At 55.0% G+C, this 26415-nt stretch carries 26 protein-coding genes and 1 tRNA gene; 9 read left to right on the top strand and 18 right to left on the bottom strand.

Annotation, left to right across the window (positions count from 1 at the left end; genetic code table 11):
- Window positions 1-51: 51 nt before the first annotated feature.
- The 3 genes from C814_RS12595 to C814_RS12585 form a co-directional block, all read right to left on the bottom strand.
- On the bottom strand, window positions 52-909 hold the full coding sequence (locus C814_RS12595; RefSeq protein WP_016315697.1) for a sugar phosphate isomerase/epimerase family protein: 858 nt from the start codon (window positions 907-909) through the stop codon (window positions 52-54).
- A gap of 23 nt (window positions 910-932) precedes the next feature.
- Window positions 933-1688 carry a cupin domain-containing protein gene (locus C814_RS12590; RefSeq protein ID WP_016315696.1) on the bottom strand — a complete coding sequence of 252 codons (756 nt, stop codon included), beginning with the start codon at window positions 1686-1688 and terminating at the stop codon, window positions 933-935.
- A gap of 274 nt (window positions 1689-1962) precedes the next feature.
- Window positions 1963-2038 (bottom strand) — tRNA-Thr (locus C814_RS12585).
- Window positions 2039-2297: 259 nt separating this feature from the next.
- Between C814_RS12585 and C814_RS12580 the strand changes: the two genes are divergently transcribed.
- Window positions 2298-3089: a type III pantothenate kinase gene (locus C814_RS12580; protein WP_016315695.1), complete on the top strand. Its 792-nt coding sequence runs from the start codon at window positions 2298-2300 to the stop codon at window positions 3087-3089.
- 29 nt (window positions 3090-3118) lie between these two features.
- Window positions 3119-3388 carry a hypothetical protein gene (locus C814_RS23610; RefSeq protein WP_196809919.1) on the top strand — a complete coding sequence of 90 codons (270 nt, stop codon included), beginning with the start codon at window positions 3119-3121 and terminating at the stop codon, window positions 3386-3388.
- Window positions 3389-3525: 137 nt separating this feature from the next.
- Here C814_RS23610 and C814_RS12575 read toward each other — a convergent pair whose 3' ends face one another.
- Entirely contained in the window at window positions 3526-3864 is a 339-nt protein-coding gene (locus C814_RS12575) for a hypothetical protein (protein WP_016315694.1), read from the bottom strand.
- A 358-nt stretch (window positions 3865-4222) separates the two neighbouring features.
- Between C814_RS12575 and C814_RS0104615 the strand changes: the two genes are divergently transcribed.
- The 5 genes from C814_RS0104615 to C814_RS12555 all read left to right on the top strand — a co-directional run bounded on the left by C814_RS0104615 (window position 4223) and on the right by C814_RS12555 (window position 11463).
- Window positions 4223-6493, top strand: coding sequence for a transglycosylase domain-containing protein (locus tag C814_RS0104615; RefSeq protein ID WP_016315693.1), 2271 nt, complete (start codon window positions 4223-4225; stop codon window positions 6491-6493).
- 247 nt (window positions 6494-6740) lie between these two features.
- Entirely contained in the window at window positions 6741-7943 is a 1203-nt protein-coding gene (gene gltS / locus C814_RS12570; protein WP_016315692.1) for a sodium/glutamate symporter, read from the top strand.
- Between the two features lie 249 nt (window positions 7944-8192).
- On the top strand, window positions 8193-8612 hold the full coding sequence (locus C814_RS12565; RefSeq protein ID WP_016315691.1) for a hypothetical protein: 420 nt from the start codon (window positions 8193-8195) through the stop codon (window positions 8610-8612).
- 305 nt (window positions 8613-8917) lie between these two features.
- Entirely contained in the window at window positions 8918-10876 is a 1959-nt protein-coding gene (locus C814_RS12560; RefSeq protein WP_016315690.1) for a BMP family ABC transporter substrate-binding protein, read from the top strand.
- Complete coding sequence (locus C814_RS12555; RefSeq protein WP_016315689.1) at window positions 10873-11463, top strand: metallophosphoesterase family protein; 591 nt, start codon at window positions 10873-10875, stop codon at window positions 11461-11463. The genes C814_RS12560 and C814_RS12555 overlap by 4 nt, the downstream gene beginning before the upstream one ends.
- 97 nt (window positions 11464-11560) lie before the next feature.
- Here the strand turns inward: C814_RS12555 and C814_RS12550 are convergent, their stop codons facing one another.
- A complete protein-coding gene (locus tag C814_RS12550) occupies window positions 11561-12622 on the bottom strand; it encodes a branched-chain amino acid aminotransferase (protein ID WP_196809921.1) in 1062 nt (353 codons plus the stop codon).
- A 288-nt stretch (window positions 12623-12910) separates the two neighbouring features.
- Between C814_RS12550 and C814_RS12545 the strand changes: the two genes are divergently transcribed.
- Together C814_RS12545 and C814_RS22265 are read left to right on the top strand one after the other, a co-directional pair.
- Window positions 12911-13747 carry a triose-phosphate isomerase family protein gene (locus C814_RS12545; RefSeq protein WP_016315687.1) on the top strand — a complete coding sequence of 279 codons (837 nt, stop codon included), beginning with the start codon at window positions 12911-12913 and terminating at the stop codon, window positions 13745-13747.
- A 392-nt stretch (window positions 13748-14139) separates the two neighbouring features.
- On the top strand, window positions 14140-15426 hold the full coding sequence (locus C814_RS22265) for a hypothetical protein (protein ID WP_016315686.1): 1287 nt from the start codon (window positions 14140-14142) through the stop codon (window positions 15424-15426).
- A gap of 158 nt (window positions 15427-15584) precedes the next feature.
- On the opposite strand, the gene C814_RS0104605 is transcribed toward C814_RS22265, so the two are convergent.
- The 13 genes from C814_RS0104605 to argC form a co-directional block, all read right to left on the bottom strand.
- On the bottom strand, window positions 15585-15881 hold the full coding sequence (locus C814_RS0104605; protein WP_022788380.1) for a hypothetical protein: 297 nt from the start codon (window positions 15879-15881) through the stop codon (window positions 15585-15587).
- A gap of 15 nt (window positions 15882-15896) precedes the next feature.
- On the bottom strand, window positions 15897-16520 hold the full coding sequence (locus C814_RS12540) for a hypothetical protein (RefSeq protein WP_016315684.1): 624 nt from the start codon (window positions 16518-16520) through the stop codon (window positions 15897-15899).
- 192 nt (window positions 16521-16712) lie between these two features.
- Complete coding sequence (gene ilvN / locus C814_RS12535) at window positions 16713-17207, bottom strand: acetolactate synthase small subunit (protein ID WP_016315683.1); 495 nt, start codon at window positions 17205-17207, stop codon at window positions 16713-16715.
- Window positions 17204-18820 (bottom strand): biosynthetic-type acetolactate synthase large subunit, encoded by a 1617-nt coding sequence (gene ilvB, locus C814_RS12530; RefSeq protein WP_016315682.1) that lies wholly within the window; start codon window positions 18818-18820, stop codon window positions 17204-17206. The genes ilvN and ilvB overlap by 4 nt, the downstream gene beginning before the upstream one ends.
- 11 nt (window positions 18821-18831) lie before the next feature.
- Window positions 18832-19767, bottom strand: a complete 936-nt coding sequence (locus C814_RS12525) for an ABC transporter substrate-binding protein (RefSeq protein WP_016315681.1) — start codon at window positions 19765-19767, stop codon at window positions 18832-18834.
- A gap of 52 nt (window positions 19768-19819) precedes the next feature.
- Window positions 19820-20098, bottom strand: coding sequence for a hypothetical protein (locus tag C814_RS12520; RefSeq protein WP_016315680.1), 279 nt, complete (start codon window positions 20096-20098; stop codon window positions 19820-19822).
- A gap of 45 nt (window positions 20099-20143) precedes the next feature.
- Entirely contained in the window at window positions 20144-20443 is a 300-nt protein-coding gene (locus C814_RS12515) for a hypothetical protein (protein ID WP_016315679.1), read from the bottom strand.
- A gap of 169 nt (window positions 20444-20612) precedes the next feature.
- Window positions 20613-21545: an ornithine carbamoyltransferase gene (gene argF, locus C814_RS12510; protein WP_016315678.1), complete on the bottom strand. Its 933-nt coding sequence runs from the start codon at window positions 21543-21545 to the stop codon at window positions 20613-20615.
- Window positions 21542-22705, bottom strand: a complete 1164-nt coding sequence (locus C814_RS12505) for an acetylornithine/succinylornithine family transaminase (RefSeq protein ID WP_016315677.1) — start codon at window positions 22703-22705, stop codon at window positions 21542-21544. Before C814_RS12505 ends, argF begins: the two co-directional genes overlap by 4 nt.
- Window positions 22706-22722: 17 nt before the next feature.
- On the bottom strand, window positions 22723-23181 hold the full coding sequence (locus C814_RS12500) for a DUF6194 family protein (RefSeq protein ID WP_022788378.1): 459 nt from the start codon (window positions 23179-23181) through the stop codon (window positions 22723-22725).
- Window positions 23182-23206: 25 nt separating this feature from the next.
- A complete protein-coding gene (gene argB / locus C814_RS12495) occupies window positions 23207-24067 on the bottom strand; it encodes an acetylglutamate kinase (protein WP_016315675.1) in 861 nt (286 codons plus the stop codon).
- A 23-nt stretch (window positions 24068-24090) separates the two neighbouring features.
- Window positions 24091-25311: a bifunctional glutamate N-acetyltransferase/amino-acid acetyltransferase ArgJ gene (argJ, locus tag C814_RS12490; protein ID WP_016315674.1), complete on the bottom strand. Its 1221-nt coding sequence runs from the start codon at window positions 25309-25311 to the stop codon at window positions 24091-24093.
- A gap of 57 nt (window positions 25312-25368) precedes the next feature.
- Window positions 25369-26409: an N-acetyl-gamma-glutamyl-phosphate reductase gene (gene argC / locus C814_RS12485; RefSeq protein ID WP_016315673.1), complete on the bottom strand. Its 1041-nt coding sequence runs from the start codon at window positions 26407-26409 to the stop codon at window positions 25369-25371.
- Between the last annotated feature and the right edge of the window lie 6 nt (window positions 26410-26415).

The raw sequence follows: 26415 nt of genomic DNA, 5'->3' as shown, positions 1-26415 counted from the left end.
GCGGTTTCCAAATTACAAGAGAAAAAACTTCCTGCGGATGTGAAGCGTCCCCTAGCCGCTCAGGCCGTTGTCTTTCAGCCACGCGACATTCTTGCGCAGCGCCTCATCAGGGTTGAGCAGGTAACGCTTGTCATTGATCTCGAACGACAGGATACCGGTATATCCATTTCGTCGGATCTCCTCCAGATAGCGTGCCATCGGGAAGCTGCCGTCCCCCAGGGCAACATGCGCGCCCGGCCCGTCGGTGAAATGGATGTGGCGCAGGTCGCTGCCCAGATTTTGAAAATACTCGTCAACCGACTCGTCCATATAGTTCATCACGCCGATGTCCATCATGCTTTTCAGGAACGGGGAGTTGACCTCCCGGATCATCTGCGCTGCCTCCCGGCTGGTATTCACCAGATTGGCTGTGGTCGGGGTCAGCGGTTCGATGGTGATGACGACGTTGTTCTCCTGCGCGGTATCCGCCAGCTCCTCAAGGGATCTGCGGCTGTGCGCCCATGAGATTTCCCTGCTCTGGTTATGGTACCCGAATCCGGGGGAAACCAGCATGGTCTCGCAGCCCATCTTCCCGGCGATCCGCAGCGCCTTTTTCAGCATTCGGACGGTGCGTCGGCGGATTGGCTCCTCATCGATCGCAATATTCATCGGGTAGGCGCCCTGTGCCGGACAGAAACTGGACAGCTTCAGGCCGCGTTTCTGGCATTCGCAGATCACCTGCTCAACCAGCAGGCCGTCCACATCGTCCAGAAAGAAATGGGGCATCGCACCAAACAGCTCAATTTCCCGGAATCCAAACCGCTTTGCCGCATCCAGAAAACAGGTCAGCGGGAATTTGATGTAGTGGCAGTTCATCACCGCCAAACGGAACGGGGATTCCACCGGGATATACCGCGCTTGTCCGTTCATGTGTAACCTCCTCCTGCCTGCGGTCAGCTCCGGGGATAGCTGACCAGATAATCCCTCTCCTGCACATAGTGTTCGAACCAGATATAGTGAATATTCCTGCCCGGTTTGCACTGGAGCGAGTGGTCCAGGCCCGCCGGTACATAGCTGAAATCGCCGCTTTCCTGTTCCACTGTTTCCCCGTCCACCGTCAGGAGCATCTCGGTGTCCCCGAACGGGACATTCCACTGGGCAACCGCCGGATGGCCCTTTTCGAAGCACCCTTCGGGCTGGGTACTGTTCTCCGCAGACGCCTCGCCAACCCCCATCAGGACCCGGCAGAGCCGCTTGGTTGGAATGACTGAAAAGCTCCGGGAACTTGCGGATTTGCAGTCCTGGCAGTATTCGGTGCACTGGGACAGTCCCTTGAAGAACGGCAGCTTCATATGGAACGCATGGAACCGTTCGAGGTCCGCAGGCTTCTGCTCCACAACAAACATCGTGTACGTCATATCGGTTGCCGCGTGAAAGGTAAAATGGGAGTCCGGGTCAGCGACATAAAACGAGACCTCATCAATGCAGTACGCCCGCTCCGGGGTGATAATCGCGCCTTTGCCATCTGTCAGGCAGAACACCTGCAAGGTGTTTTCAACCATCTCCGGGCTGACCTGGCATCCTGCGTCTAGCCTGCACCGGTAGGCGCGCACCCCGCCTTGATAACTGCCCGCCAGAAGCTCGGCCTGTCCGAACCCTTGTTTCATCTCCAGCCGGATCGCATCCTTTTTCACATACGAAATTGCCATTTTCTTTCCCTCCATTGCCGGTTTCTACTGCAAAGTGTGCAGATTCTGTTGTATCCCCCTCTGCTTTTGTTATTTTCATTGTAGCATGGAACGAATCAGAATAAAAATACTGTTTTTTCGCATTAAATAACGAAAATATTGAGACCTTTTTTATCCAGATATCCTGCTGCAAGGCCAGATGCGGTTTTCCACGCCCATCCCTTTTCATAATTTCCAAAAAACTGGTGTTTTCAGAACGCAAAAAACCCCTCGAAACCCGAGGTTTCGAGGGGTTTGGAGCTAGTGACCTGGCTCGAACAGGCGACCTGCGCATTACGAATGCGCTGCACTACCGACTGTGCTACACTAGCAAAGAACGCCTATTTAGTATAGCAGTTTCGCTGCCGGACGTCAATATCTTTTCGGCAAAATTCTCCCGGATCCAAAAAAACCGTCTCTTCACAGCATCTCTCTTTTTGCCTCCCTCCAAAATTTCACAAAAATTATACCGATTCCTATTGACGGGCAGGGGGATACGCTATAAAATAAGCCTTATGACCAAACGGTTTCAAATTCCTATGCGGTTTTGGAGCCACTTCTATCCTATCAAATCCTTATGGAGGTAGCGCTATGCTGCTCGCAATCGACATCGGCAACACCAATATGGAATTTGGGGTCTTCAGTGGGAATGAGATCATTGCTTCGTTCCGCCTGGTCACCAACCGCGACATCACTTCGGATGAGATTGGGCTGTTTACCAGCCAGTTCTTTCAGGAGAACAGCCTCGACCGCCGGGACATCAGCGACATTGTGATCGCTTCGGTCGTGCCCCAGGTGATGTACTCGATCACCAACGCAGTCAAAAAATACTTTTATAATAAGGTACCGCTGATCGTGGGGGACAACCTCCCCTTTGACATTGTGAACTGCTACGACAATCCGCGGGATGTGGGCGCCGACCGTCTGGTCGCTGCGATCGCTGCATATAAAAAGTATGGCGGACCGTTGATCGTGGTCGATTTCGGCACCGCTACCACCTTTGATGCAATCGGTCCTGCGGGGGAGTACCTCGGCGGCGCCATCTATCCGGGCATCAAAATCTCGATGGACGCGCTCTTCACCAAAGCGGCCAAGCTCCCGCGGGTCGAACTGGTGCGCCCCGCGTCGGTGATCGGGCGCAATACCGTCACCAGCCTCCAGTCCGGGGCGGTCAACGGATATGTCGGGGCGGTCCGCAACATTGTCAGCCTGATGAAACGTGAGATGGGCGGTGACGTGCGGGTCGTCGCCACCGGCGGGCTTGCCAAACTGGTCGGGGACGAAACCGACATCTTCCTCGCGATCGACCGGTCGCTCATGCTCGACGGGCTTTATCTCCTCTATGAATCCTACCAGAAAAAACAGGGGCGGATGGCCCCCTAACAACTGTTTTAACGCAAATGGATACCATTGTGGGAGCTATGGCCCTAGCCTTCCGAAGGCGCTTTATTTGTTTAACAAATATTCCTGTTTGTATAAATTCAGCCAAAAACAACAAAACGCCCGCTGATTTCATCCATCCTGCGGGCGTTTTACAACTCTTTTTGGGAATTTGGGCAGCAAAAAAGCGGTTGCTGGCACAACCGCTTTTTATTGTGTTGAGTGTTGCAAGGCTGATCAGACCCTACGATTTTGAAACTGATTTTTCAGGAGGGTTTCGGGCCGTTTACCGTAGCCCTTAACCTTGATTACATTATATCCTGTCACGCCTCTGAAATCCTCCTTTTTCGGTTACAAAGTGGTTACAAAACGGTAACAGTTGCGAGCCAAAAATAACAAACCGGTAACAAGCTATCCGCGTAGGAGCATTCCCGCCTTTTCAGCTGATATAGTCCTCAATTAAGGCGGTAAGCTTCTGGTAATTCTCCACCCGGACCCCCCGCTCCAGTTCTTTCCGATCATATTCAGGGAGCGACTGCACATAAACATCAAACACAAGGTCCGGCTCGACCAGATCATCCGTAAAGACTGCGAGTTTTCCATCATAGGTGCGCAGCAGATATGGGTAACCGGAGGTATCCCTATGGGCAGGAGGCCGTGGTTCGCTGGAGGCGGCCAGCTCGGGCGGGGCTTCCACCGGGGATGCATGCGCCGCCGCAATCGTGATGATCGAGACCAGCACCACGCCGATCAGGGTAAGTAATATTGCATTTCTCATGGGGAACACCTCATCTATCATAGAATCCGAACACTCTTTGGAAGCCTGTGGCAGCGCTGTCCCGCATTACATATCCCATAGGCATCCTATAACATGCGGGGAAACACTTGTTGCTGGAAAACAACCTGCTCCTCTTTGAAACTGGCAGAAGCCGCCTAACCGCTTTCACGATACAGCGGCTGAACCTATTTTTGACGAGGTTTGGATGAAATATACAACCGGGCAACTTTTCCATTATAATATGGGCATTTCCCCGAAATTTCGTTTAAAAAATGGTAACACTTTATCATGGAAGTATGTTATACTATAATGGTTATTAAAGACCCCAGCCTTTTGGACAGGAGGAGATTCCTTACCGATGAGTGCTCACAAAAAACGACGTTCGGCCGGCAGTATCGTTGCCGCAGCGTTCGGGAACTTTTTCCGGTTTATCGCTGCGTTGATTATGGTCATGATTATTACTGGCTGTATTGTTGCATCGGTGCTGACCGTCTACATCCTGCGCTATATCAACGCGGATGAGCAGATCACGCTGGATGATGTGACGATGAAATACACCTCTATTATCTATGCGGGAGACGAGATCGACCCTGAAACCGGTTTGCCCAAGGAACTACAGCAGCTCCAAACCGCAGAAAACCGCATCCCGATCAAAGATTACTCAGAGATCCCAAAACATATGGTGGACGCGCTGGTTGCGATCGAGGACAAACGGTTCTGGGAACATCACGGCGTTGACTGGAAACGTACGATTGGCGCGACCGTCAACCTGTTCCTTCCCTCACGCGCCTCGTTCGGTGGCTCGACTATCACCCAGCAGCTGATTAAAAATATCACCGGCGATGATGACTACCGCATCGAGCGCAAGGTGCAGGAGATTTTCCGCGCCCTCAAGCTCGAGCAGCACTATTCCAAGGAGCAGATTGTCACCGCCTATCTCAATGTGGTGTTTTTCTCCAATCACGCCTACGGCGCCAAAGCGGCGGCAAACACCTATTTCGCCAAGGACCTTTCGGACCTTTCGCTCGCTGAGTGTGCGTCGATCATCGCGATTACCAACTACCCTACCTATTATAATCCTCTGCTCTATCCGGAGCACAACAAGGATCGTCAGGAGGACATCCTCTGGGAGATGCTCGACCAGGGGCGGATCACCCAGAAGGAGTATGAAGACGCAATCAACGAAGAACTGGTGTTCCATACCGAGGTCGCACAGGCGCAGGTTTCGCCGGTCTACAGCTATTTTGTGGACCATGTGATCGAAGAGGTCATCGACGACCTGATGAACGAGTATGGCTACACCTATGAAACCGCCCAGCAGATGGTCAATGGCGGCGGCCTGCGCATCTATACCACCATCGACACCCAGATGCAGGACTGGGTCACCCAGTATTACAGCGATGCCGCCAACTTCCCCGCAGTGGGCAATGCGACCTATCCGCAGTCTGCCTGCGTCATCACTGACCCGAACGGCAAGGTGCTTGCCATGGCGGGCGGCATCGGCGAAAAGAAGGGTATGCGCGAATTTAACCGCGCAACCGGAATGACCCGCCAGTGCGGTTCGTCGATCAAGCCGATTGCCGCCTATCTGCAGGCGATTGAAAACGACATTGTCACCTGGTCGACCAAGCTGGACGATACCCCGGTGAAATCCAGTGCCAAGGCCGCGGGCGGCGAGGAGGAAAATGACGAGGAAAGCCTGAAAAATCTGGTGGGCTGGCCGGTCAACCACTACCGCACCTATCTCGGCCCGATCACGATTGATGAGGCGATCCAGCGTTCTACCAACACCATCCCGGTCAAACTGGTTGAGCTGGTCACCCCGCGCAAGGTGTTCGATTTCCTGCACGACAAGCTCGGAATGGACTCTCTCGTGGACCGGTATGTCTCGAATGGCGTGGTCTTTTCGGACGTGGATCTCTTCCCGATGGCGCTCGGCGGCCTGACCAACGGCGTTTCTCCACTGGAAATGGCGGGCGCTTACCAGATTTTCGCCAACGGCGGCTATTTCACCAAGCCATATTCCTATACGCAGGTGCTCGATGCGACCGGTGACCTGATCCTTGAGAAGGACACCACCCCGCGCCGGGTGATCTCGGAGGAAACTTCGACCATCATTAACAAGCTGATGCAGCGGGTCACCGGAGGCCCGTACGGAACCGGTACGACCGCCCGCTTCCAGCAGGTGCAGGGCATCCCGGTTGCAGGCAAGACCGGTACCACCGACGATGACCGCGACCAGTGGTTCATGGGCGTTACCCCTTATTATGTTACTGCGGTCTGGCTCGGCTTCGATACTCCCGAGCGGATCACCTACTACAGTTACCCGCCGCCGATTATCTACCGCCAGCTGATGGAGCCGCTCCATCAGAACCTCGAACCAAAAGATTTCCCGATTTCCGACCTGGTTGAGGAAAAAACCTATTGTGTCGAGAGCGGCGGTATCGCGGGAGGCGAATGCACGACCGTGGCGACCGGCTGGTACAAAAAGTCCTATGACGGCGGCCCCTGCAATGCGATGCATGGGAGCAGCTCGATCAATCTGGATGACGAAGACCGCTCCACTGTCAAGCGCCCCAATCGACGCAAAACCCGGAGCGGACTCAACATTATTGACAACGATGACTAAATGAAAAGTATACGCCGGGCTGATGTATTTCCTATCCAGCCCGGCGTATGTTTTTTACATTTTGCAATTTTTTATTATAATTATACAAAAACTATGATACGTTTTTAACAATTTAAAAAATCGAAATTTGTCGATTGTTACAAACCCTTTCTTTTTCCACAAAATTTTTGATTTTTTTTGAGATTCTATGTAACTTATTCATAAAATAGAAACAAATCCAAAATCTAAGATGTGTGGAGGAGAATGTATGGAATTATCGCTTGACATGTATCAAACCGTAGCACTGGCCGTTATCTTTTATTTCCTGGGATGCTACATAAGGAAAAATGTATCTTTTTTCAGCAAGTTCTGTATCCCCGCTCCGGTCATCGGCGGGCTGATCTTCGCTCTGATCAACCTCGGGCTGAGGACGAGCGGTGTGCTCGTCCTCAACCTGACCGACACCCTGCAGAGTGTCTTTATGACCGTATTCTTCTGCAGCATCGGTTTCACCGCGAGCTTCCGCCTGCTGAAAAAAGGCGGTGTCCAGGTGTTCATCTTCCTGGCGGTTGCCATCGTGCTGGTTGTGCTCCAGAATGTGCTGGCTGTCCTGCTGGCAGGTGTGTTCAATCTTGATCCACTGCTTGGCCTCTGCACCGGCTCGATCCCGATGGTCGGCGGACACGGCACTGCCGGTTCGTTTGGACCGCTGTTTGAAAACGATCTGGGTGTGCTGGGCGCAAACACTGTCGCAATCGCTTCCGCCACCTTTGGGCTGATCGGTGGCAGCCTGATCGGCGGCCCGATCGCCAACCGACTGATCGTCAAGCGCGGCCTGAAACCGGTTTGCAACCAGTATTCCGAGCAGGAGGAAACCGTTCTGGAAGAGGTTCTTCCGGAAGTCCATGAGGTAGATACCGACCGGTTTATGAATGCAATCGCGATCCTCTTTATCGCGATGGGCATCGGTTCGATCGTCTATAACTTCTTTAAAAGCATCAATCTCACCTTCCCGACCTATATCGGTGCAATGCTGATCGGTGCGCTGATCCGCAATGTCTGCGACCTGAAAAAAATGAGCCTCCCCGAACGTGAAATCGAGGTTTGCGGCTCGGTTGGCCTGTCGGTATTCCTCGCAATGGCGTTGATGTCCCTGCGGCTCTGGGAGCTGGCGGCGCTGGCACTTCCGCTCGTCGTAATGCTGCTCGCACAGACACTCCTCATGGCTGTTTATGCAACCTTTGTCACCTTTAACGTGATGGGGCGCGATTATGAGGCTGCTGTCCTCGCTGCCGCAAACTGCGGATTCGGTATGGGCGCAACCCCCAACGCAATGGCAAATATGCAGTCGGTCTCCTCGAAGTTTGGCCCTGCACCCAAAGCGTTCTTTATCGTCCCACTGGTCGGAAGCCTGTTTATCGACTTCTTCAACTCCGGCATCCTGACCATCTTTATCAACGTCCTGCACTAACCTTGTCCCCCCTTCCGGATCGGCTGTTCCTTTGTGTCAGCCGGTCCTTTTTCTTTTTTTACCCATCCTTTTTTTGTTTTTGCCTTGCTCTCATGCCGCTCTTATATTATACTGGTTATACTGAACTGTAATGTAGAAAGGTCGTTTTAACAAACCTCTATCTTGCAATAGCTGACGGATGATTTTTGATAGTGATATACTTTGCTCATACCAATTCGACAAATCGGGATTTACGAAGGATGAATGGATATGGAAATTTTAGAGCAGGAGATTGCAAAGATTGAGGCATCTATTGACGAATATGATGAGGCCGATACACTTATAATGTATGACAGTATAGACGCTATTACGAATGCGGGCTATCAATCGGAAGCAGTTGAGCCATTATTACAGCTGTTCGAACGACATCCTGTAGCCTATTTTGGCGATCCTGGTGCAATTGTGCATTTTATCGAACAATTCGATGGGGAATACGAAAACGCCCTTGCCGCATCCGTAAAAAGAACCCCAACGAGTACAACCGTTTGGATGCTGAACAGGTGCATCAATGCCGGGGCCCGTACAGAGGAATTTATGGATATTTTGAAAGAAATCACCGGAAGGGCAGATGTAGATAAAGGCATCAAAGAAAGCGCACAAGAGTATTTGGACTTTCAAGCAAATCGTTAGATTCTAAGCGGCTCACAGTGCGGCAGCAGTAAAAAAATCCAAAAAAACTTTCTTTTTCTGAATGAAGGACTCTTATTCATCACCATTCGATGCCGTCTGATCGGGCCTTTTGCCGGCTTGCTGCGTTAAAAACCTTGCAATACACAAAGGTATTGTCTGCGTTTTTTCTCCTTGCAGGGCAGCAAAATCCCTTGTTTATCTGGCATCCCCTGATGATGAATACAGGTTCTAAAAGTTTCGTCCACCTTTTCAAAGGTGGCGGGGTCGAGGGGCGGAGCCCTCGAATGATTGAGGAGGGAACACTTATGGCATTGGAAGATTATAAAAAAGCCCTGCGTCTGGGACAAAAAGAGTACCGCAGCTGTGTTTCGCGCGGTGTCTACCCCTATCCGCAGGTATTGGACGACATCCTTGTCAACGCGCAAACCCGCGGGGAGGTCAGCCTGGGGCTGGTGGACCTGCCTACCGAGCGGATTTTCGGCACCAAGACCGCCGGACGGAAAACCGCTTTCGCACGCAATTTCATGCCCCTGCTCGAGGAGGACTCCGAGTTTGCCTCCAAATGGAGCGCCCTCTGTGACGCCCATCTGGAAGAGGGCATCCGCGATCCAATCAAGGCGTACGAGTTCATGAACCGGTTCTATGTGCTTGAGGGACATAAACGGGTGAGCGTACTGAAATATTTTGACGCGGTGTCGATCCCCGCAGTCGTGACCCGTATCCTGCCCACACCCAATGATTCAGTCGAAAGCAAAATCTACTACGAATTTCTGGAGTTTTACCACTATACCGGCATCAATTATCTCTGGTTCAGCCGGGAAGGATGTTTCCAGAGCCTGCTTGCCGCACTGGAACTGGATGCATCGCATGTCTGGGACGAAACCGAAAAACGGCAGTTCCGTTCGGCCTACATCAGTTTTTCCAAGGCATACGAGGCACGAAACGGCAACCTGCTGCCAATCACGACCGGCGACGCGCTGCTCACCTATCTGGATATCTACGGGTATCCCGCCCTGCTGCAAAGCACACCGAACGAGCTGAAAGCAAATATTGCAAAGGTCTGGGATGAATTCCTCGTGCTGGAAAACCAGAAGCCTGTCGACCTCTCCATGCAGCCCGCTGAAACGCCGCAGAAAAACCTGCTGCACAAGCTGTTCCTGTCGGCCGGACAATCCCATCTCAAAATTTCATTCGTCCACGCCAAGAGCACCGATGATTCGGGCTGGACCTACAACCATGAGATGGGGCGGCTTCATCTGGAACACGCCTTCCCCGGCCAGGTGGAGACCTGCTGTTTTGACCGCGCCAATGACCTTGGCGCAGACGAGCGGATCGCAGAGGCGATCGACGCGGGAAGCCAGGTAATCTTTACCACCACGCCGCGCCTGATCGGTGCAACCCTGAAAGCGGCTGTCGAACATCCGGAAATCCGGTTCCTCAACTGCTCGCTCACCTTCGCCCATCCGTCGATCCGCACCTACTACGGAAGGATGTACGAGGCGAAATTCCTCACCGGGGCGATCGCAGGCGCACTCACCGAAAACGGGAAGATCGGTTATATCGCCGACTATCCCATCTACGGGATGGGGGCGAACATCAACGCTTTCGCGCTCGGCGCAAAGATGGTCAATCCGCGCGCAAAGGTCTATCTGGAGTGGTCAACCGTCGAGGGGCGGGACGTCCAGCGGGCATTCCAGGAAAAGGGGATCAGCATTATCTCCAACCAGGATATGGTCCGTTCCCCGAACCCTTCCCGGCAGTTTGGACTGTGCCATGTGGATGGCGATAAATTGACCAGTCTCGCGCTCCCAGTCTGGCAGTGGGGAATCTTTTATGAGCGGATTGTCCGCAGTATCCTGGATGGATCGTGGAAATCGGAAGCATCCCCCAATTCCACCCGCGCGATCAACTATTGGTGGGGGATGTCCGCCGGGGTGATCGACGTATTCTACTCGCGCACCCTCCCGATCGGCACGCTGCGGCTGATCGAACTGCTCCGCCGGACGATCACCACCAGCGATTTCAACCCGTTTGCTGGGATACTCTATTCGCAGTCGGGCATGATACAAAAAGACCCCAACAACTGCCTGGCCCCGGACGAAATCATCCGGATCGACTGGCTGGCAGACAATGTGGTTGGCTCGTTCCCTGATCTTGCATCGCTCACCCAGTCGGCCCGCGATCTTGTCCAGATTCAGGGCGTGATCGGGAAGAACCTCCCGTCCAGCCAGAAAAACGGAAAGGAATTGGGAGGGCAGCGATGAATATTCTCGCAATTGCCGATCAGGAAAGCCGGTCGCTCTGGGATTATTATGAGCCGAGCAAACTCGAAGGGGTAGACCTGATCCTCTCCTGTGGGGATCTTAGCCCCAAATACCTGCTTTTCCTCGGGACGTTCTCTCCCGCGCCGATCCTCTATGTCCACGGCAACCATGACGATTGCTATGCTGCCGAACCGCCGGTCAACTGTATCTGTGTCGAGGACCGGCTCTATGTCCATAAGGGGGTGCGCATCCTTGGGCTGGGCGGTTCGATGCGGTATAAGCCGGGGACCAACCAGTACACCCAGCGCCAGATGGACTGGCGGGTGCGCAAGCTGTGGTTTCAGCTTCAGCGGTACGGCGGATTCGACATCCTGCTGACCCATTCCCCTGCCTACCAACTCGGGGATGGACAAGACCTGCCGCACACCGGCTTCCGGGCATTCAACGCCCTGCTCGAGCGGTACAACCCCCGCTATTTTGTGCATGGCCACACCCACATGACCTATGGGCGCAGCTACCAGCGGCGCTCCTCCTACCGGGATACCCAGATCATCAATGCGTTTGAGCGGTACCGATTTGAATATTGAACCATCCGCTGCGGCGAGATGTGGTTCCAAATAACATCGCCCTGCCGGTTATCATACCGGCAGGGCGATGGCCTATCTCTTTTATTCAATTCCAGGATCAGCAGCAGGGGGTGATCCATCCGAACGGGTCCGGGATCCGGCTCCACTGGATGTCGGTAAGGGTATTATAGAGCTTCTGGCTCAATTCTCCAATTTCGTTGTTGTTGATGACTGTGACGGTATCCCCAACCTTCAATTCTCCGATCGGGCTGATGACCGCGGCCGTACCGGTGCCGAATGCTTCTTTCAGCGTACCATTTTTCGCGGCGGTTTCCAGCTCCTCGACCGACAGCTTACGTTCAGTCACGTTCATGTTCCAGGACTTCAGCAGCTGGATCACCGATTTGCGGGTGATCCCGGGCAGAATCGAGCCGTCCAGTTCAGGGGTGACGATCTCATCACCGATCTTGAAAAAGACGTTCATTGCGCCGACCTCTTCCACGTACTTGCGCTCCACACCGTCAAGCCAGAGGACCTGCGAATAGCCCTGACGCTCTGCCTCCTCCTGTGCGATCAGCGAAGCCGCATAGTTCCCACCGGTTTTGCAGGCGCCCATGCCACCCTTCGAGGCGCGCACATACCGGGTCTCGACGTAGATTTTGACCGGGGCAAGGCCGCTCGCATAGTATGCGCCCGAGGGGGACAGGATGACGCAATAGAGATAGTTCACCGACGGATGTACGCCGAGAACCTCCTGATTCGCAATGACAAACGGACGGATATAGAGAGAAGCAGGGGCATCGGGCACCCAGTCCTTGTCGATCTCCACCAGCTTTTTCAGCCCTTCCAGCAGCAGCGCTTCATCAAGCTTGGGGATCACCAGGCGCTCACACGAGCTGTTCAGGCGTTTGAAGTTTTCCTCCGGGCGGAAAAACTGGATCTTCCCGTCCGCAGTGCGGTATGCCTTCATTCCTTCGAAGATCTCCTGCGCGTAGTGGAAGCAGGAGCTGGACGGGTCCATCGGGATCGGGCCATAGGGGACAATCCGCGGGTTGTGCCAGCCTTTTCCCGCCTCGTAGTTCATCAGGAACATGTGGTCGGTAAAGTTATGCCCGAACTTGAGCTTGTCCTGTGCGGGCTTTTGTTTGGGCGTGGTGGTCAGGGTCACTTGAATATCCATCATATACAACACATCCTGTCTCAAAAGTTTTCCTGCGTAATCATACAGCGATACTTTTTATATTTTAGCACGTTCATATACGGTTCGCAAGGGGGATTCTCCGGCTTTTGCCGGTCCACACGCCCTTCTCAGGGAACCTGAAACCACATTTGTAACCCTTTACCAGCATGGGGCCCCCTGAAATGCAGGGCTGATCCCTGTGTCCATCCTTTGGATTTCCAAGATTTTCTGGACTTTTCAACCGCTTTCGGAGTATAATGAAAAAAACAGAAAAAGGGGGAATGTCAAATGAAACACATCTTTCTAAATTTGAAGCGGTTTGACCTGCCGAAAGTATACGGCGGGGTTAACAGCCTTGCACCTTTGCAGGAATGGGGCGGACAGATCGTCCGGGAAACACAGGCGCAGCTTCAGAAGTATGACCCCAAGCAGGTTGAATTTGTGATGTATCTGCCGGAAGCGCACCTGCTCAATGCGGCTGCGGCGCGGTGCGAGGGCAGCGCGGTCAAGCTGGGGAGCCAGAGCGTTTACCGCGAGGATGCCGCTGTGGGCGGCAACTTCGGCGCGTTTACCAGCAACCGCCCGGCAGGGATCGTGAAGGCGCTCGGCTGTGAAAGCACAATTATCGGCCACTGCGAGGAGCGGCGCGACAAAGCGGGGGTACTGGCGGAAGCCGGGGTCACCGACCCGGCGGCGGTCAACCGCCTGCTCAATCGGGAAATCAAAGCGGCTGCGGCGCGCGGATTGCAGGTCCTCTACTGCATCGGGGAAACCAGCGAGGAGCAGCCAAACTGGCAGGAGGTACTCCGCAGCCAGATTGAGATCGGGCTGGACGGGGCAGACCGGAATGGTGCTGTGATCGCGTACGAGCCGGTCTGGGCGATTGGGCCGGGCAAGACGCCGCCCGACCGCGCCTACATCCAGATGATTGCACAGTACATTAAAGAGGTGTCCGGCGGGATGGATGTTGTTTATGGCGGGGGGCTGAAGGTGGACAATGCAGAAATGCTCGCTTCAATCCCCGAAGTGGACGGTGGACTGATCGCACTGACCCGGTTTACGGGAGAAATTGGCTTTTATCCCGACGAATATCTGGAAATCATCAAAACCTATCTCGGTTTTTAACGGTTTTTTATATAGGTATCCGAAAAGGCTGCCGGACAGATCGTCCGGCAGCCTTTTGTATCTCGGGGAGGGGTTAGGGGTATCTGAATTGGGAAAAAACAGGCCGGCATCCAGAAAACAGGGGAAATCCCCGTCCTTTTGCTATCCTCTGGAAGCACAGTTCCAAGCGTTTAGGAGACAACACTGTATATGTTTAGAAATGATCTATTATTTCTATTTTTCGATTTCGTATCATAAATTAAATTATATAATATGCACAATAAAAATGACAATCTGGTAACAAAAACCTCTTGAAAAACGCTTGGAGCTCTAGTATACTAAGACACGTTCCAAGCGGCCCGGACGACGGGCGCTGCGGATCGAAACTTTTTCTTTCAGGAGGACCTTAAACCATGAAAAAAGCGATTGCTATGCTGCTTGCAGTTTCTGCGACTATGTCTCTCGGCGTGACCGCCCTTGCGGAGGATGTAAACCCCCAGGACGTTGACAACTCCAGCTCTTCGGATGTTTCTTCTTCGGACGTTTCCTCGGATACTTCTTCCGACAACAGCTCTTCGGATGTTTCTTCGGAGGATACCTCTTCCGATAACAGCTCTTCGGACGTCTCTTCGGAGGACACCTCTTCCGACAACAGCTCTTCGGATACCTCTTCGGACGATTCTTCCAGCTCTGAGGACGAGACCCCGGTGGGCGACCCCTCTGCCCTGATCCTGCATTCGGCTGAGGATGGCACTGTTCTTGGCGAAGACCTTCTCGAGCCTGGCAAGGAGTACCGTTTCCCGGCCTATGTCGAGATCGGCGGCAAAAAAGTTGTGGTCAATGACGACCTGCTCAAGGACTTCAAGTTTAACTACACCCGTGTGACTGCTTCGGGCGTCAAGACCTTCAAGATCGAGGAGATCAAAGGGGTTTACTACCTGATCGTCGAGACCAAGGACACCACCCCGACCAAGCCGATCGACGTAAAATACAACGTCAAGCTGGTCCGCAAATCCAACAACATCTCGGTATTCACCCAGGAGGTCAAATTCTCCTACGGCTATGACGAGAGCAACGACGATTACATCAATGATCTGGACAAGGGCGACATCGTCGAGATCGACAACAACCGCCCGGTCATCACCAAAGAGCAGTTCAACAAAATTGCAAAACTCAACGACTATAAGAACGTCACCCTGGCGGGCGCTGGCTGGCAGTTCACTGTCAATGTGACCGACGAGACCACCAAGAACATGGTCTTCACCAACGCTGGCGTCAAAGAGATCATGGCAAAATATCCGGATCAGGACTTCAAGTTCTTCCGGTTCGGCGGCAAACCGTCCTTCAACTCGACCGGTAAGGTCGCGCTGGATGTCTCGGACATCGTGGACGACTACGAGAACCTGAACCTCTACCGCTATGCGAACGGCCGCGTCTACAAGCTGAACGCGTCCTACAATGCGGCGGATGAGACCCTGGAGTTCCGCACCAACAAGCTCGATACCTTCTTTGTCACCGACAAGGCGATCAAGGATGGCACTGTGATCGACGAGAACATCGTATCCGATGGCAACAGTGTCAACACCGACAAGAACAACCCGGGCACCGGTGCTGGCGACATGATCAACGCGGCTGTTATGGCAGGGATCGCTTCCCTCGCGGCTGCCGGCGCGATCGCAGCAAACAAAAAATCCAAATAAGTACCATTTGTGGTAACCCTTCTGCCGCCCCAGCCGGGGCGGCATTTTTTTGCTGTGACCTGCTCAATACTTTTTCGAGATAAAGTGAAACCCACAGACATTTGGCTGCCTGTGGGTTTCACTCTGTTTTTATTGTGCTTGCTGCGTCTGCCTGGAGTTCAGTCTCGCAGATCTTCCTCCCGCAACGTATAATTCGGAAATCTCGTATCTTGGTTTCTCAACATGGTTTGAGCAAAATCATGCACCGCTTCGGGCGGGAGAGAAAGCCATTGGAGAAAATGTCCCTCATTCACTTTTATGTAAAGCTCCTGATCATACCGTTCGTTGTAGTATTGGAGGATCTTGTCACACTCTCTTTTATTGCGGAGCGCAAGCAGAAGGGCACCGGAATAAGCAAGAAGCGCTGCCATGAGACAGGCAAGCAGAACTTTTAGAAATCTTTTTGTTTTCATCATCTTTTTGCTTTTTTATTACGGCCAATAACCTACAACTTTGTAGCTATTGTCTCCGTATATCATGTCTCCGTTCCGAAAATCCATTCTCCCCACCTGATAGGTCATTAGAGTAAGCCCTCCGTCCAACTGGGCGTATTTACCACTTCCAGAAGGAATAAAGGAAGTGTAGTTGCCCGAACCAGATGTGGAAATATCTTTTACCTGAATAAATTTTTTATCTTCATCTCGAATCGCATACACAGATTGTTTGAAATATGCTGTTCCTGTTTTTCCTCCGCTCTCAACTTTCTGTGAAATAGTCTGAGAATCTTTAAATATCGTGTTCAGCTCAGGATTCGCGCGGGATGCGGATGTTGGCAAAATCGTACCAACCGAATAAAACTCCAAAGAATCTATAATGCGTTCAATCTCCGCCTGCTCTTTTGCCATTGTCTCCACATTCTTGATAATCTCGAGGTACTCAGATTCATTGACAGTTCCTGTAATCGTTACCTCAAATTCCGTTTGGTATTGCTGATTGATCGTATTAACTTCTCTATCCACATCTGCCTGTGTATAATATGTACTTGCAAAAGCAGGAACTGCACAAAGATAACTGATAAGAGTGATCATCATCAAACTGATAAGCTTCTTTTTCATTGAAAAACCTCCTGTTTTTTGTCGTATCGCTGAGAGCAATCCAAACATTTGCCGCAAATTAGCCTTCCATATTGAGCGCTAAATAGAACAGTAGCCCATAGGAACCATCCTCCTTTTTTAATTTTATTTAATTTTACAATATTTATAATAAAATGTCAATATGAAAAAAATTCTTTATTTTGAAAATAACATTTAAATCATGCGGATGGCTTCCGAACCCTTTTGCAGCGCGACCATCCCTGTCCGGGCGACCTCGGCGATTCCGTAAGGGGTCAGCATCTCGAGGAGCAGGTCGACCTTCTCCGGGCGGTCGCAAAGCTCGACGGTCAGCGTGGTGTGCGAAAGGTCGACAATCTTCGCGTTCAGGATCGAAGCGATATCGATGATCCCGCCGCGGTTCTGCTGGTCGGCATTCACCTTGACAAGGACCAGTTCCCGACGGGTCGCAGTCTCCGCCGGGAGCATCCGCACCTTGATGACGTCGATCTGTTTATTGAGCTGCTTTTCCACCTGCTCGAGGGTGCGTTCGTCCCCCCTGGCCACAATCGTCATACGAGAGACGCTCCGGTCCTCGGTTTCACCAACCGCGAGGCTCTCGATATTAAACCCCCGGCGCGCAAACAGTCCCGCTGTCCGGGAGAGCACGCCCGCCTTATTTTCCACCAGTACCGAGATAATCCGTTTCATTCGGTCGCCTCCTTCGGGTCCACCAAACATTCGATCAGGGCGGGGCCATCTGTCCGGAGCAGACGCTCGACCGCCTGTCCCAGGCTGCCGTTGTCCGACACCTGCCATGCCGGGATGCCGTATGCCGCCGCAATCCCGCAGGCCGACGGGCTGCCCGAAAGGTCGACTGCGATCTCCCGCCCGCCGTACCGATTTTGCTGAATTTCCCGCACCAGACCAAGGCGGTTGTTGCGGACCACCACCAGTTTGACATCTACACCATGCTGCACCGCAGTGCCAAGCTCCATCATCGACATCTGGAACGACCCATCCCCGCAGACCGCGACCACCTGCCGGTTTGGGGCTGCGAGCTTGGCCCCAACCGCCGCCGGAAGCGCATAACCCATCGTCCCCATGCCGCCCGAGGTCAAAAAACGCCCGCCCCGCGCACGATAATACCGCGCAGACCAAAGTTGGTTCTGCCCCACATCCGCAACATAGACCGCATCCGGCTCCATCTTTTCCGACAGGGCCTCTACCAAACGCCGCGGGTCAGCCGCGCCCGGTTTTTCAGTGTACGGGCGCGGCTCCTGCTCCCGCAGTTCCCGCAGATGGGAGAGCCACTGCTCCCATACCCCGGAAGGCTTCTGCTCACAAAGCTGCTCGATGACTGCACCCGCATCCCCCACCAGCGGGATGGTTGCACCGAGGTTTTTGCCGATCTCGGCGGAGTCAATGTCGATATGCACCACTTCGGTGGCCTGTTCGAGTGCAGACGGGGAGTTTACCGCCCGGTCGCCCACCCGCGCACCGATGATCACCAGCAGGTCGCTCTCCTCGACCGCGCGGTTGGCCGAGCGGAAACCGCTCTGTCCGAGCATCCCGAAATAGAGCGGGTGCGCGGACGGGAAAACGCCGATCCCCATTAAGGTCGATACCGCAGGCATCCCGCACTGCTCGCAGAACCGGCACACCCGTTCTGCCGCGTCCGCCGCATGTACCCCGCCGCCCACGCAGAGGAGCGGTTTTTTCGCCGCGCAGATCGCCTGTGCCACCCGTTTAACCTGCACCGGATGCCCCTTGAACCGGGGCTTATAGCCGCGGATGTCGACCGAGGCGGGATAGGCGAACGGGAGGGACTGCTGCTGGACATCGACCGGCATGTCGATCAGGACCGGGCCTTTGCGCCCGGTCGAGGCGATATGGAACGCCTCCTTGAATACGCGGGGAATCTCCCGCACCTCCTTGACCAGATAGCCGTATTTGGTGAACGGTTCCGCCGCACCGGTCGTATCGACCTCCTGAAAAACGTCCCGGCCGAGCAGACGGGTCTCGACCTGCCCGGTGATCACGACCAGCGGGATCGAATCCATGCAAGCGGTCGCAACCGCGGTGAACAGATTGGTGGCGCCCGGACCCGAAGTCGCGATGCAGACCGCCGGCCGGCCGGTGATCCGCGCATAGCCGGATGCGGCATGTCCGGCGTTCTGTTCCGACCGCACAAGGATATGCTGGATTCCAGAGCCGCGAAGGGCGTCATAAAACGGGCAGATCGCTGCCCCAGGATAGCCGAATACGGTGGAAACGCCCTCCTGTTTGAGCGATTCCACCATCGCCTGTGCGCCTGTGATCATCCATCTTCCTCCTAACCTTCCGGATATGCGGATTCAAACATGTGGGTCAGCTCATCGAGCATCCGCCCGCTCTGCCGCTCAAATGCGGTCATGTCAACCGGATAAAGCCGTCCATTCTGAAATGCACCGGTGGTGCTGTATACCGGCGTAGACTGAAAATACGAAGGGTCAATCGACTGGTCATAAAAGATCAGGTCGGGATAGAGGTCTACCGCCTTGTCCGACGGATAGACCCAGCCGGTAAATTCCGCCGCATCGTTCTCAACCCCGATCCATTCGAGCAGTTCCCCTTCAAAGGTATCGCCGGTCGCCATCAGGAGCGGCGGTTCCCGCAGGAGGATTCCCCCCAGCGGCTCAGAAAGATTGTCCGCGCGCGCTTTTAACGCATCATAACCCGCGCGCAGGCCGCCAAACACCGTCTGGCCGTTTTCCGCGCCATCCTCCATTCCGTCAAGGATGGTCGCCGCGGTTTCGTAAACCTCCGACAGCGCTTCAAGGCTGTCCGCCCTGCCGAGCACCACCACCTCTGCGCCCATCTGTTGGAGCCGGACCGCATCCGCCTGTGCGAGCGGTGCGGAGGTGAAAACAACATCGGGTGAAAGGGCGGCGATCGCCTCGAAGTTGGGGAGCGAGGCGGAACCACACCGGTCCAGCCCTTCGACCGACTGCGGATAGTCGCAGAAATCGCTGACTCCCGCGAGACGGCTCTCCGCCCCCAGTTCACAGAGCACCTCGGTCAAGGCGGGGGAGAGTGAGACGATCCGTTCCGGCCGTTCGGGGATACGGATTTCCCCAATCGAAACCGGGAAATTCCGGTCGACCGGCTCGGGCGCAGAGGAAGAAACCGTCCCCTGCGGTTCCTCTTTTCCCCCCTTATCCTTGCATCCCGCCGCTGTCACAGCGATCGCTGCCGCCAGCAGCAGCGCCAATAAACCCGTATGCTTCACCCATACACCCCCTTTGGTTTCCTGTTCGCAGCACGCTCCCTGTCTCACGCTTCTACCGAAAATCGTCCTCTGTAACTGCGATTGATGGATAATGCGGGAGTTCGGTTAAATCCGTGTCGAGCGGCACGCTGTAAACCATGTAATAATGCTCCGGGTTTGCTGCCGCCAATGTGCGTATCTTCTGCTCTGCCAAATCCCTGTTCTTAGTGGCATACACCACCGACACAACGCCCGCTCTGCCCGATCCCATATCTTGTATGCTCCCGCACAGGATCAGTTTGAGCTGTTCTTCTCCCTCCAGCCCCTGCCGCACATAATCCGCGTATTCCATCGCTTTTGTCCCCCTCAGATTCCGATTTGCAATTTCAGATAAACCCTAATACTGTTTCACGAGTTGTGAAATAAGCGCTCTACAGGTCTGCATCTGGATGCAGGCATAGAATTTTTCGGTGACTTCCTTTCCCTGCCCTACCGTTGTGGCATTCTTTGCGTCCTCTTCTGTCTCCCAAAGGACAAAATCCGTCCATGTTTGATCCTGTAGATAATGCTCCCACGAGAGAAACCCCTTTGCCTTGGATATGACCTCGTCATGCAGCTTTTGGGTGCATTCGATGAATTCTTCCTTGGTCACATTTTTCCTGAGCTTGTAGGAAAAGATCCACGCTGTTTTCGCCATGCTTGTTTCTCCTTTCAAGTTTGGATGGTTTGCTCTGATTTTATCATAAACACCTGTCCGGTTCAATGCATACCCTTGAAAATATGCGTTTTGGACCAATGCGGACAGAACAAGCGGCCCGGATATTGTGTATCCGGACCGCTTTTGCATGGCGGCAGAACCGCACAGTTTATACCGAAGGCTCCTTCTGGAAGTCCTTTGCCATTGTCTTGACCAATACTGCCTTCTGGGCGTGCAGACGGTTTTCCGCCTCGTCGAAAATCTCGTTGGCGTGCGCCTCGAACACCTCGGCGGTGATCTCCTCTCCCCGGTGCGCGGGCAGGCAGTGCTGCACCATCACATCCGGCGCGCATTCCCGGAGCAGTGCGTCGTTGATCTGATAGCCCTCGAACGCCTTTTTGCGCAGTTCGGCTTCGCCCTCCTGCCCCATCGACGCCCAAACGTCGGTAAATACCACATCCGCACCCGCAGCGGCCTCCTTCGGGCTGGACACCAGTTTGAACTGCCCGGGATAGCCCTTCGCAAACGCAAGTACCTGCGCATCCGGCTGGTAATCCCCGGGGGTCGCAACCGAAACCTTCATCCCCACTTTCAGCCCGCCGACAATCAGCGAATTGGCCATGTTGTTCCCGTCGCCGATATAGCAGAGGTTCAGCCCTTCCAGGGAACCTTTGTATTCCCGCACAGTCAGCAGGTCGGCAAGGACCTGACAGGGATGGCAGAAGTCGGTCAGCCCGTTGATGATCGGGATACTGCCGTATTTGGCGAGGTCCTCAACCTCCTCCTGCGCAAAGGTGCGGATCATGATACCATCCAGGTAACGGGAGAGCACCCGCGCAGTATCCTCTACCGCTTCCCCGCGCCCGATCTGCAAATCCCGCGACGAGAGGAACAGCGCAGACCCGCCGAGCTGCCCCATCCCCACCTGGAACGAGACGCGCGTACGGGTGGAGGATTTCTGGAAGATCATGCCCAATGTCTGATCCTTCAGGTAAGGATGGCTGATCCCATGTTTCAGTTCATATTTGAGCTGGTCGGCAAGGTTGAGAATCTCGATAATCTCCTGGCCGCTCAGGTCCAACAGTTTCAACAGATGTTTCATTGTCCCAACACCTCATTCAAAATTTCCAGTCCCCGGTCGATCTCCGCATACGAGATGGTCAGCGGCGGGAGCATCCGCAGCTTGGCCTTGGCAGTCAGGATAATCAACCCATGCCGCAGGCATTCCGCCGCGGTCGGCCTGCTTTCCAAACCGTCCAGCGTGATCCCCAGCATCATCCCTTTGCCCTCGACACTCACCACATGCGGCATCTCAAGCACCCTTCTGGTGAGATATGCCCCCTTTTCAGAGACCTCGTCGAGCAGCGTTTGGTCGAGCCGGCGCAGCACTTCATTTGCTCCCGCACAGACCACCGGATTGCCGCCGAAGGTGGTCCCGTGGTCGCCGCAGCCGAACACCGATTCACACTTTTCCCCGAGCAGGACCGCCCCGATCGGCAGTCCGCCGCCCAGCCCTTTGGCAAGGGAGGTCAGGTCGGGGGTAATCCCGTAGTGCTCGGAGCAGAGCAGCTTCCCGGTGCGGCCAACACCGGTCTGTACCTCGTCGATCATCAGCAGGATGTCCTGCTCGGCACAGAGCTGCGCCGCCGCGCTGACAAACTCCTGTGAAAGCGGCACCACGCCGCCTTCCCCCTGCACCAGCTCGAGCAGGATGCCGCAGGCCGTCCCATCCGCAGCGGCCCGGAGCGCTTCCACATCACCCGCCCGCACGAACCGGAACCCTTCGGTAAATGGATCGTAATACTGGTGGAAAATGTCCTGTCCGGTCGCGGAAAGGGTGGTCACCGTACGCCCGTGGAACCCGTTTTCCAGCGCGATGATGGTATGGCGCCCCTTACCGTATTTGTCATGGCTGTATTTACGAGCGGCTTTTAGAATCCCCTCGTTTGCCTCCGCGCCCGAGTTTGCAAAAAACACCTTTTTCGCAAAGGTGCGCGTGCAGAGGGTTTCAGCGAGCCGGACCATCGGCTCGGAGTAATAGAGATTGGAGATATGCTGCAATTTTCCGGCCTGTGTGCAGACCGCTTTCACCCAGCCATCATCGCAGAACCCAAGCGAATCCACGCCGATACCGGTCGAAAAGTCGATGTAGGTTTTGCCGTCCGCACCGGTGCAGACGGCCCCCTTGCCGCTGACCGCCTCCAGGTCGAACCGCGCGTAGCTGTGCGCAATATACTTTTGGTCCAGCTCCTTGAATCCCATTCTGATTTCCCCGCTTTCTATTTCCGTTTGCGCCGGTTGTATTTCTCTTTTGCAAAACCATATGCCTCTTCAATATATGGGAGCAGCTCCCGGAAGGTCTGCTCGCCCGGACTGAGCACTGCAATCCAGCCCATCCACGCATAGACAGGATGCGGGATCAGGCGGTCGAGCGCGGCGAAATCATACGGCATTTCAACCACCCCGCCCGCCGGCGGGCGTTTGGGCAGTTCCCCAAACAGCGCCCGGAAGGATGGTTTGCGCAGCCCCAGATTGACCCGGTAAACGCCCTCCCTGTCAAGCTGAGATGCGCGGTCATTCTCCCCGTCCTTCTCCTTAATGGTCAGGATATACACTCCACGGGGCAGCGTTTCACCGGGGTTGTAGTAGATCCCGCGTTCCCCCCAGCTCTCCCGCAGGACCACCCCTTCCAGATGTTCCATGCAGTATGCAAGAATCGAATCCGGTGTAACCAACAAAAACCGACCTCCTTTAGCAGAATCCTCAGCCGAGGAACATGGTACCGATCCCCTCGTTGGTCATCATCTCGATCAGGATTGAATGGGGGATTCTTCCATCAATGATGAACGCGCGGCTGACCCCCCGTCGCACCGCCTCGACACAGCATTCGACCTTGGGGATCATGCCGCCCGAGACAATCCCCTGCCGGACCAGCGCGGGCAGCTCGCTGCACCGCACTTCCGAAATCAGGGTGGCGTCGTCGTCACGATCCCGGAGCAGGCCGCGGATATCGGTGAGCGAAATCAGGTTTTCGGCGTGCAGTTCGGCGGCGATCCGGGCAGCAGCAGCGTCGGCGTTGATGTTGTAGACGGTGCCGTCGGTTCCCACGCCCAGCGTCGCAATGACCGGGATATAGCCCGCCTCAAGCACATCGAGGATCGGAGCGGCATTCACCCCCGCTACCTCCCCGACCAGGCCGAGATCCTCGCCCGACTGCGCTTTCTCCGCGTGGATCATCTGCCCGTCGATCCCACAAAGCCCGACCGCCCGGCCGCCCTTGCGCTGGAGCAGGCGCACCAGCTCCTTATTGACCTTGCCGCAGAGGACCATCTGCACCACGTCGAGCGTTTCCTGATCGGTATACCGCAGCCCGTTGACAAACCGGCTCTCTTTGCCGGCCGCCTTGAGCGCAGCGGAAATCTCCGGGCCGCCCCCGTGTACCAGCACGATCCTGATCCCGACGAGCGAGAGCAGCACAATGTCGCTCATCACCGCCTCTTTGAGCGCGTCGTTGACCATCGCATTCCCGCCGTATTTGACCACAACGACCTTGTTGTAATATTTTTGCAGGTAAGGCAGCGCTTCCGCAAGCACTGCCGCCTTGTCGGTGTTGCTGATGTTCATATCCAATCCTCCAAACGTGCAGATTAAGTCCGATAATCCCCGTTGATTTTCACATAATCATAGGTCAGGTCGCAGCCCCATGCGGTCGCCTGCCCGACCCCCTGATCCATGTCAATCTCGATATGGATTTCCGATTCCAAAAGCACCTGTTTGGCGGTCTCCTCGCTGAACGCGACCCCCGCGCCCCCTTCGCAGACCTGCACTGTCCCGGCCTTGGAGGAGAACTCGACCGCAATCCGGCTGATGTCAAAATCCGCATCGGTATAGCCGATCGCGCAGAGCACCCGTCCCCAGTTGGCGTCCGCGCCAAACATCGCCGCTTTCAGCAGGTTGGAACAGACCACCGATTTCGCGACCTTTTTGGCGGTCTCCTTGTCGGGCGCGCCCAATACTGTGCACTCGAGCAGTTTGGTTGCGCCTTCGCCATCCGCGGCAATCAGTTTTGCAAGCTGGCGGCAGACCATGGTCAGCGCCTGCACAAATTTGAAGTACCCGGCGTTCTCGCTCTCGATCCGGTCGTTTCCCGCCAGGCCGTTCGCCATGACTGACATCATATCGTTGGTGGAGGTGTCGCCATCCACCGAAATCATGTTGAATGTCTCATCTGCAACCACCTTGCATGCCTTGCGCAGCATCTCGGGGCTGATTGCGGTGTCGCTCGTGACAAAGCAGAGCATGGTCGCCATGTTGGGATGGATCATCCCGCTGCCCTTGGCGATCCCGCCGACCGTACAGACCCTACCTTCAAGGTCAAAGCTGACCGCCACCTCCTTGCGCAGGGTGTCGGTGGTCATAATCGCCTCGGCGGCTTCGGTGCCGCCGTCCGCACGCAGCGCTGAAACAAGCGAAGGCATTGCTTTGGTGATCGGTTCGAGCGGGAGCGGACGTCCGATCACGCCAGTCGATGCGATAATGAAATCGTCCTCTGAGAGTTTCAGAGCATTGGCCGCGCTTTCACACATCGCGTGCGCGATAAACTCGCCGTCCGCGTTGCAGGTATTCGCATTGCCCGAGTTGCAGAGAACCGCCTGGGCAGTCCCGTTTTCCAGATGCTCCTGTGTGACCAGGATCGGAGCACCCTTGACCTTGTTTTGGGTATAGATCGCGGCAGCAGCGCAGGGAGCTTCGCTGACGATCAGTGCAAGGTCACGCTTGGTGCGGTTGGCGCGGATGCCGCACCAGATACCGCTGGCCTTGAACCCTTTGGCAGCGCAGACACCGCCATCGACAAATTTAAATGACATCGCTGTTTCACTCCTTTATAATAGAAACGCTTATTTTTTAGTGGGTTGGCAGTCCATTCAAAACGCGGGCGGAACCATCCGCAGGCCAGCGGCCTCCTCCAGCCCGAGCGCGAGATTCATATTCTGGATCGCCTGGCCAGCCGCCCCCTTGACCATATTGTCAAGGGTGGAAACCACGATCAGACGGTTGGTGCGCGGGTCAGTGTGCAGGGAAATGTGACAGTAGTTGGAATATTTCACATTTTTGAGGTTGGCAACCGCGCCCTGCGGGAGCAGCTTGACAAACGGTTCCGACCGGTAGAAATCATCAAACAGTTTGCGGACCTCCGGCTCCCCGAACCCACCGGTGAGCTTCATATACATGGTCGAGACGATCCCCCGGTTGACCGCCAGCAGATGCGGCACAAAGGTGACCTGCACCGGCCTGCCCGCAAGCTCCCCGAGCACCTGCTCGATTTCGGGGGTATGTCGGTGACAGGCAACCTTGTAGGGCGCGAACGCCTCGTTGCATTCGGTGTAGTGGGTGTTGAGGGCAAGCCCGCGGCCCGCACCGGTCGCACCGGATTTGGAATCGATCACCAGTGTGTCCGGATCAACCGCGCCCGCCCGGAAGAGCGGCGCAAGCCCGAGGCAGACCGAGGTGACATAGCAGCCCGGATTGCCGATCAGCCGGGCATTTTTTAGACGGTCACGATGCAGCTCGGGAATCGAGTAGACCGCCGCTTGATGCAGGGCTTTGTCGGTGTATTCCTTGCCGTACCACTGGCGGTAGTCCCCCTCGTTTTTCAACCGGAAATCCGCGCCCATGTCGATAAACAGGGCGCCCTTGTCATACGCTGCGCGCGCGATTGGCTCCGAAAGCCCCGCAGGCATCGAACCAAACACCACGTCGCAGGCATCCACAACCGCGCGGTCGTTGGTCAGGACCCGATCAAAAATCCCGGTGAGCTGGGGGTAAACCTCGCTGACCGTCTGTCCCTCGAAGCTGACCGACGATACCGCCGCAACCTCCACATCCGGATGCGCGAGCAGCAGCCGCACCAGCTCAAGCCCGGCATACCCGGTCGCACCGATCACGCCAACCTGAATCTTTCCCATGCGCAG

This window comes from Anaerotruncus sp. G3(2012) (assembly GCF_000403395.2).
GTDB lineage: Bacteria > Bacillota > Clostridia > Oscillospirales > Ruminococcaceae > Anaerotruncus.
Note: the sequence above shows the minus strand (reverse complement) of the source record. Positions and strands in the feature narration are given on the sequence as shown.